Genomic DNA, 8,269 nt, shown 5'->3' on the forward strand with positions numbered 1-8,269 from the left:
TTGGCGAAGAGTTGGGCCTGGACCCGCTCAGAACGTCGGGTGAGGGGAATGACCTTGGCAGCAGTGGCGCTGTCGGTCGGTGGTTTATCACCCGAGTTCGTCGTTGTCACTAACGTCTACCCCAGGAAGCCCAGAGCATCTGTCACCGGCCAGCCGGCCGCAACGAGCCGACGCTTCACACGCTCGGTGTCTTCAGGCGAGGGCATGTCGTCGGTCAGCTTGGTGATCGCAACTCGCACGTCAGTTCCCTCGACTGTGTCCGGTGGACATTAATTCGGTAGCAACGGCTAAGACCTCGTCGTCGGACAGGCGGCGGCGGAGTAGCGCCAAAAGGGGAATGTAGTCATTCGCCGGAACGCCCTCGGGGTAGCCCGCTCGCAGGAAGGCCACGATCCGCGTCAACAAACCGGACAGCGGCACTATTACCCCCTAGCACTAATCGTCCTGCGATCAACATTTGTTCCCCGGACCGCCCAAGGCAAGTTCTTCAATTGTCCGGCAAGATTTTGTTCATGACCAGTTCACTAGTGCCATTGCGCTCGGTCCACGCCCTATTGGGTGATGTCATGCGCGCGGCGTTCCATGGACAACTCAACTCGCTTACCGAAATGCTCAGCAAAATGTGCGGCCTCGCCGGATTGGCGATGGACCGTGCGACACAGGCGCTGCTGCACTCGGACCTGGCCATAGCCGAACGGGTTATTACTGACCATGACGAGCTTGCCCACCTGCAAACGCGCGCAGAGCAAGCTGCCTTAGTGTTTGCTCGCGTTGCAAGCACCTGTCGCGGGCGACCTGCGGCTCGTCGTTGGTTCCTTACAGAACGTGTCAGACGCTGAACGGATGGGGGCACTGGCACTCCACGTCGCGAAAATGGCTCGCCGCCCACGCCGCGGTCGCAGCCGCGGTGGCCGACATGTAGAGCGCGACGGGTTTTGGCGGTCAGGCATCAACGAATTTCTCCGCACCAAAGCCGTCGCAAAAGCAATCCTGACGCTTGACGGTTGCTAGCGTTTCCGGTGGTCTTCAGCTACCAAGAAAGATGATGGGCGGTGGAGGTACATCAATGGCGACAGCAAAAATTGGGCCCGTGACCATCCCGCCGTTACATATCGAGCCCGCCTACGCCGACCGTGACGCCGTTCGGCGCACGATTCTGGATCAGGCTCCCTACCCAATGATGATCGCCGGCGCGGGGTACAGCGAGATGATGAAATTCGCGCCACTGGAGCCTTGGTTCCGAACGACTTGGGCAGCCGACGCCAACCCTCTTGATGACTCAATCCGGGCACTAATTGATGACCCGCTCTTCATCGAAGGAGCTGGAAAACTCTTCGGAGCGAGAATCGTTCGACCTCAGGCTCTCGTTGTGAACGTGATGGGTCCGATGGCGGCAGGATATCGCCACGTCGACCTCCCAACCTATCGAGGCATCTCCCCGAAGACTCCGCTCTGGTTTCCCATGGTGATGGGGGTATCGGGCCTCTTCGAACGATGGGCGGTTCGAGTCGCGGGCGCACTGACCTGGTTTTACGACGGAACCGATGGGGAGTACGAATACTGGCCGCAGGGCATCGACCATCCATCCGAGGCCGAACGTGGACCGTTCGGAAACGTCGCGCTGTTCGGCGACAACGACCTCATGTTCCATCAAGTCGGCGCGATTGGAGACGCCCAACAGTTCCAAGACAAGGTCAAGCTCAGCGTGCAATCCGAAATTCGGCCCAGCAACGAAGGCTGGGAAATCACAGACGGCAGCTCGGTCACCGGAACACTGCCTGATGACCAGGTACGAATCTCACTGCTTTGGAGGGCAATCACCTTCCGCGACGAACGTGAGGCGCGTGCCTACGACGAGCACGAAGACGACCTCGACGTCCAAACAGCGACATCCAGATTCTACGACGACCTCACCGAGCGCGGCATCGACTTCACGCCGCCTCACGACCCCTTCAACGACCAGGCATGGAGCACGCTGCTCACCCAAACCTACTTAGTAAGCGCATTCCTCTAACCGGAAGCCACTTACCTAGCGCTGCGAGCTGACGCCAAACGTCTCATTCCATTCGTTCGACCCATTGAGCCCGAGACGGCCCTGGCTCGAATGGGTCGCTGAAGTACTGCGTCTCACGGACCACCTCCCCCTTCTCGAACTCCATGATGCTGACGGTATAAAACGGTTGCCCGTCATACGTCAGGACAAGTTCGCTGATCCAAAGATCGCCGCCACCAAGCATGCGTCGCACGGTGAAGCGTTTCGTGTTCGGCTGGGCGGCCCGCGACGCCTCAATGTTGGCTCGACCTCGGATGCGCTCGCCCGATTGCGGATAATCGAGAACTGCATCAGTTCGGTAGATTTCGTGCTCCGTTGCAAAGTCGTTGGCGTCAGAGGCCGCCCAGTGGCGCAACAGGGCGGCCCGCACGTCGTCATCACCCATGGCTATCTCTCCTCGCAGTGGATGCATCAAAGTTCCGTCCTTGGGCGGGACCCCGACGCGTAGGTCGATTCCGCACCATAACCTCAGCACATGTAGGCCGAACCGCGCCGGCGCATCGCGTCATCCGCCCCACCACACAGCATGTCCACGCCGATCGACGCCCTGGAACAGCGTGGCGGTCATTATGGTTGCACACGATGTGCGAGGGCGGCGGCATGGCCAACGCCACCATCGTCGAGTGGCTCGATTAAGGAGGCCGAGTATGCCCACCTTCAATACCCATGAAATTCGTTTCGACGGCGTGCGAGTGCGCTACGACAGCCCGAAAAGCTACGACGAGCTGGTTGCAGTATTGCTGGCCGACATCGGCGAACGGCCGGTCCCCATCAACGATTTGGCGACGACCACCGACAGCTGGCAGGCGTATCAACAGCTTGTTCAAACTCATGTGGGGCCAAGCGGATTCATGTTGTTCGCCTTGCTCGACCATGGTGCCTGGATCACCAAGGCCGGCATCGACCGCAAGGTATTGCGCGTCGTTCTCGGAAACCCGCTGATCGCCATTACGATGCTGCGGCATGACGTGACCGCAGGGTTGTTCGCCCCGGTCGAGATGCTGCTAGTTGACGAGGGCGAGGGGCGCAGCTGCCTGACCTATGTCAAACCGTCGTCGTTGATGGTCATCGACCATAATCCCGAATTACTCAGCGCCGCACAAGAACTCGACGCCAAACTGGCGGCGCTGGCCACCAAGGTCACCTGCACCTAGGCCACCAGGCCGTCCGCGCCCCTGATCGACTGCTTCGTTCGCCTCTTGGCCCGCTTGCTGCGCCGCCAACCCCGCACGGTGGCGATAGCAGTCTTCAGCCCGCGCCGGCGCCCGGTCGCTGCATCGGCGCCCGCGAAAGCCGGCCCCAATTCAGCGAACATCCGCTCGCTGCGAGTTTCCGGCGCGTCGTCAACGTCGTTGAGCAGGTACTTGTTCGGCAGCGACAACTTGGCCAGCGTGCGCCACGTCTTGCCGTACTGCATCAGGAATGACCCGGTGGTGTAAGGCAAGTCGTACTTGTCACAGATCTGGCGCACCCGCACCGAGATCTTGTGCAGCCGGTTACTCGGCAGATCGGGGTACAGGTGGTGTTCGATCTGGTGGCACAGGTTGCCGCTCATGAACCGCAGCAGCCATCCGCCTTCGAAGTTGGCGCTGCCCAGCATCTGGCGCAGGTACCACTGGCCCTTCGTTTCGCCGATCATGTCGGTTTTGGTGAATTTCTCTGCGCCGTCGGGGAAATGCCCGCAGAAGATGACGGCATTGGCCCACACATTGCGGATCACATTGGCGACCGCATTGGCCTTCAACGTCGACGTGTAGGTGGCACCGGGCGACAGCGCGGTCAGCGCCGGGAATGCGACATAGTCCTTGAGCACCTGGCGGCCGGCCTTGGCCAAGAACTCGTCGGTCCTTTGCCGCGCTTCGTCCTGATTCATCTTGTGCTTCAGGATCCTGCCGATTTCCACGTGCTGCAGGCCCACGCCCCATTCAAAACCGATGGCCAGCAAGGAGTTCCACAACAGGTTGAAGAGGTTGTATTTCTTCCAGCGCTGGTCGCGGGTGACGCGCAGCATGCCGTAGCCGACGTCGTCGTCCATGCCGAGGATGTTGGTGTACTTGTGGTGCACGAAATTGTGGGTGTATCGCCAATGCTTGGACGACCCGCTCATGTCCCACTCCCACGTAGAGGAGTGAATCTCCGGGTCGTTCATCCAGTCCCACTGGCCGTGCATGACGTTGTGGCCGATCTCCATGTTCTCGATGATCTTGGCCACGCCCAGCGTCACGGTGCCCGCCCACCAAGCCGAACGCCGTGAACTGGCGGCCAGCAGCAGCCGGCCGGTTACCTCCAGCGCGCGCTGCGCGGCGATGGTGCGGCGGATGTAGCGAGCGTCTTGCGCGCCGCGCGAGTCTTCGATGTCCTGGCGGATGGCGTCCAGCTCAACGGCCAGGCTTTCGATGTCGGCGTCCGTGAGATGGGCAAATACCTCGACCTCTGTGATCGCCACCGTCGTCATCTCCCTGCGGTCGTTGTGTTCATAAACTAATCCAGACCTACGCTATCGTAACCTACGAATAGGTAGGTTACCTGTGAGTAGCCTTTAGATGTCGAGCATGCAATCACCCGAGGCGGCCGAAATACAGGTCTGAACCCGGGTACCTGGTTCGTGTTCCTGGCCGGTCCGCAGATCACGGACGTGGCCTTCCACCAAACTGACTACGCACGACTGGCAGATGCCCATCCGGCAGCCGAAGGGCATCTGCACACCGGCGCCTTCACCGGCGTCCATCAACGACGTCGCCGCATCAGCGGCAACGGCGCGCCCGCTCCGGGCGAACGTGACCGTTCCGCCGGCGCCGGCGGGTGCGGCCTTGGATACTGCGAATCGCTCCAGGTGCAGCCGGTCACTGATACCCGCCGATGACCATTCCCTCTCGGCCTGGGCGAGCATGCCCTCCGGCCCGCACGCCCAGGTCTGACGTTCGCGCCAGTCCGGCACCTCTTGGTCGAGCGAACCAAGGTCGAGCCGACCCTGTTTGCGGGTCTCCCGCACCTGCACGCGATAACCCGGCCGGTCGGCCGCCAGCGCGGCCAACTCCTCATGAAACATCATGTCAGCTTCGGTGGGCGCCGAATGTAGGTGCGTGATGTCGGCAATTTGGTTACGGCGCACCAACGTTCGCAGCATCGACATCACTGGTGTTATCCCAGACCCGGCGGTGAGGAACAGGATCGCGGGCGGCGCCGGGTCGGGCAGTACGAAATTGCCTTGGGGCGCGGCCAGCCGCACGATGGTCCCTGGCTCGACGCCGGCCACCAGGTGGGTGGATAGGAACCCTTCGGGCATTGCCTTCACGCTGATGGTCACGGTTCGCGGCGACCCCGACCGGGTGGTCGTAGCCGGGCTCGACGTGAGCGAATACGACCGCCAGCGCCAGCGGCCGTCTACCAGCAGCCCGATCCCGATGTACTGGCCCGGCTGGTAGTCGAAGCTGAAACCCCAGCCCGGTTTGATCACCAGGGTCGCGGAATCTTCGGTCTCCCGCCGGACCTCAAGGATGCGGCCCCGCAATTCCCGCGCGGACCATAGGGGATTCGCCAGACGCAGATAGTCGTCGGGTAACAGCGGCGTCGTGATGCGCGAGGCCATATTGCGCAGCACATGCCAGCCGGGATGCCTGTCGGCACCCGCGACAACGGGACGCTTGGTGTCGACGACATTGGCAGTGATGGATGCGAATTTCTTGCTCATAGGAAGCTCCTGCTCATGATGCGGCGTTTGGCTTCCGCTTACGTTGGGGCGGTTTCCACGCCCCTCCGACTAAGGCTCCCACAAAAGCTACGCTACCGTAACCTACGGTACCGTCAACGTTCGTAGCATCACATTTGAGGGCTCAGGCTCGATTGCGCGGCCCGTATCGTCCCCGGGTTAAAGAAGGTCGAGCAAGAATGGCAGCTCCTGATTCGCGTACCAGGCCAGGTCATGGTCTAAAGCGTCGCCGACAACCAGGTCAGCGTCCTCGTCGCCCAGGTCAGCGGCGTCGATAACCTCAATCGCCTTGGCCACGGCCTGCTCGGCGCCGGCGTTGTCGACGTAGGCGGCGATCACTTGGTCGATCGCGACGGGCGCACCGAGTCTGACGACGGCGTCGTCGAGATCGGGACGGTACTTGACGTCGTCGGCCTCGACGGCCAGCACCGCGCGCCGGGGCGGCAGAGCAGCCCCGCCGCCGGGTTCACCTACGTCCAAGGCCTCAGCCGCCAGCAGTCGCAGTGACGCCAGCGCCGCCTCGCGCAGCGCCACCTCAGCCAGTTCGTCGTCATCGCCCTCGGCGTATGCCTCGCGCAGCGTTGGCGTTACCGCGAACGCGGTGCCGTTGACCGGCCACAACGAGCCGTCGGCAACAAGCTGCTGCAGCATCCCGAGAGTGGCAGGGATATAAACGTGCGTCATAGGAGCGGCTCCGCCGCGCTTGCGATCGCCACTGCCCGATGGTGGCGACCCGCCGCGCCCGACTCCGCCGCGCTTGTGATCCCCACGGGCCCCAACCGGTGGCGACCCGCTGCGCCCGACTCCGCCGCGCTTGCGATCCCCACGGACCCCAACCGGTGGCGACCCGCTGCGCCCGACTCCGCCGCGCTTGCGATCGCCACGGCCCGATGGTGGCGACCCGCCGCGCCCGGCCCCGCCGCGCTTGCGATCGCCACGGACCCCAACCGGTGGCGACCCGCTGCGCCCGGCCCCGCCGCGCTTGCGATCGCCACGGACCCCAACCGGTGGCGACCCGCCGCGCCCGGCCCCGCCGCGCTTGCGATCGCCACTCAATCTCCGATCAAGGTGGACGCGTAGTCATCGACGTATGTCGACAGCTCACGCGGCGGCCGTATGTAGTTATTACTCACTATCGGGTGTTTCGGCAGTCTGACGCTGGGCTGCTTCACCTCGTGGTACTCGATCGAGGACAGCAGATGGGCCATCATGTTCAACCGTGAGTGCTTCTTGTTATCGGATTCCACTACATACCACGGACTGGCCGGTACGTCAGTATGCACCATCATCTCGTCCTTGGCGCGCGAATACTCCTCCCACCGAAACACCGATTCCAGGTCCATTCCGCTGAGTTTCCATTGCCGGACCGGGTCGCTGCGCCGCGCCCTGAACCGCCGCAACTGTTCCTCCTCGGAGACGGAGAACCAATATTTGCGCAGCAGAAGCCCGTCGTCGATGAGCATGTGTTCGAAGATCGGCGTCTGCCGCAAAAACAGCGTATATTCCTGCGGCGTACAGAATCCCATGACCTTCTCGACGCCGGCGCGGTTGTACCACGACCGGTCGAAGAGCACGATCTCTCCCTTAGCGGGTAGGTGCGCGATGAAGCGCTGGTAATACCACTGGCCGCGTTCCCGGTCGCTCGGCGCAGGCAGCGCCGCAATGCGGACGACCCGCGGGTTGAGGTATTCGGTGATCCGTTTGATGGCACCGCCCTTGCCCGCTCCGTCGCGGCCTTCGAAGATGACCACCAGTCGCGCCCCGGAATACCGCACCCACTCTTGCAGCTTCACGAATTCTGATTGCAGTCTGAATAATCCGGCTTCGTAGACAGCATCGGAAATTTTGCGCGGGGCCCGCGTAGTTGATTTCTTTTTCTTCGGGTTCGCCGACGTACCGTCGTTTGTCGCGTTACTCACACCAACGAATGATAGATCCAGACAGCAATTTTCACCCGGTTACTACCGGGACGCTTCCAGAAGTTCCTCCAGCGATTGACTCAACAAGCCCGGCAGCAGGTCGACGTCACTCATCGCTTCGCGGTCGGCATTGATTCCGAAATACAGCATGCCGTTATACGACGTCACACTGATGGCCAACGCCTGGTTGTGCAGCAGCGGTGGTACACCGTAGGTCTCCAGCAGCTTGGTACCGGCGATATACATCTGCGACTGAGCCCCTGGGGCGTTGGTGATCAACAGGTTGAACGTCCGCTTGGAGAAGCTCGGAAAGCTGGTGGCGACCCGGATACCCATGGCGTGCAGGGTGGGCGGCGCAAATCCCGACAACGTGACGATAGTTCTGGCGTCGACCAGGCTTGCGGCCGTTGGGTTCGATTCGGTGGCGTGAGCGATCTGCGACAGCCGCACCACCGGATTCGCCTCGCCTACGGGCAGATCGACCAGGAACGGCGTGACCTGACTCATCGTCTGGCCGGGGCCGGTTGAGTCGTGTTGGCCGTCGGCATAGACCGAGAGCGGCGCCATCGCCCGCACCGTCGCCGTCGG

The 8,269-nt window shown here is 62.2% G+C and carries 8 protein-coding genes and 2 pseudogenes; 3 read left to right on the top strand and 7 right to left on the bottom strand.

The features are described from left to right. Positions 1-116 precede the first annotated feature (116 nt). Positions 117-414, bottom strand: a pseudogene (locus ACLP4W_RS20305) (DUF3349 domain-containing protein). 152 nt (positions 415-566) lie between these two features. On the opposite strand from ACLP4W_RS20305, the pseudogene ACLP4W_RS20310 reads away from it, so the two are divergent. Together ACLP4W_RS20310 and ACLP4W_RS20315 are read left to right on the top strand one after the other, a co-directional pair. Then, positions 567-885: pseudogene (locus tag ACLP4W_RS20310) on the top strand (PhoU domain-containing protein); the annotation flags it as partial. 112 nt (positions 886-997) lie between these two features. Next, a complete protein-coding gene (locus ACLP4W_RS20315) occupies positions 998-2,014 on the top strand; it encodes a hypothetical protein (RefSeq protein WP_442389007.1) in 1,017 nt (338 codons plus the stop codon). 43 nt (positions 2,015-2,057) lie between these two features. On the opposite strand, the gene ACLP4W_RS20320 is transcribed toward ACLP4W_RS20315, so the two are convergent. Next, entirely contained in the window at positions 2,058-2,438 is a 381-nt protein-coding gene (locus ACLP4W_RS20320) for a nuclear transport factor 2 family protein (protein ID WP_442389009.1), read from the bottom strand. 262 nt (positions 2,439-2,700) lie between these two features. On the opposite strand from ACLP4W_RS20320, the gene ACLP4W_RS20325 reads away from it, so the two are divergent. Continuing rightward, a complete protein-coding gene (locus ACLP4W_RS20325; RefSeq protein ID WP_442389011.1) occupies positions 2,701-3,207 on the top strand; it encodes a DUF302 domain-containing protein in 507 nt (168 codons plus the stop codon). Here the strand turns inward: ACLP4W_RS20325 and ACLP4W_RS20330 are convergent. From ACLP4W_RS20330 to ACLP4W_RS20350, 5 genes are all read right to left on the bottom strand, one after another. After that, a complete protein-coding gene (locus ACLP4W_RS20330; protein ID WP_442389013.1) occupies positions 3,204-4,499 on the bottom strand; it encodes a fatty acid desaturase family protein in 1,296 nt (431 codons plus the stop codon). The two genes, ACLP4W_RS20325 and ACLP4W_RS20330, sit on opposite strands and share 4 nt — an antisense overlap. A gap of 93 nt (positions 4,500-4,592) precedes the next feature. After that, positions 4,593-5,744, bottom strand: coding sequence for a ferredoxin reductase (locus ACLP4W_RS20335; RefSeq protein WP_442389015.1), 1,152 nt, complete (start codon positions 5,742-5,744; stop codon positions 4,593-4,595). Between the two features lie 177 nt (positions 5,745-5,921). After that, positions 5,922-6,446 carry a DUF6912 family protein gene (locus ACLP4W_RS20340; RefSeq protein WP_442389016.1) on the bottom strand — a complete coding sequence of 175 codons (525 nt, stop codon included), beginning with the start codon at positions 6,444-6,446 and terminating at the stop codon, positions 5,922-5,924. A gap of 368 nt (positions 6,447-6,814) precedes the next feature. Beyond that, positions 6,815-7,681, bottom strand: coding sequence for a polyphosphate kinase 2 (gene ppk2, locus ACLP4W_RS20345; RefSeq protein ID WP_442389018.1), 867 nt, complete (start codon positions 7,679-7,681; stop codon positions 6,815-6,817). A 42-nt stretch (positions 7,682-7,723) separates the two neighbouring features. Next, positions 7,724-8,269: WS/DGAT domain-containing protein (locus tag ACLP4W_RS20350; protein ID WP_442389020.1), on the bottom strand; the 546-nt coding region annotated here is incomplete at its 5' end.

Origin of the sequence: Mycobacterium sp., assembly GCF_052145595.1 — a bacterium.
Lineage (GTDB): Bacteria > Actinomycetota > Actinomycetes > Mycobacteriales > Mycobacteriaceae > Mycobacterium.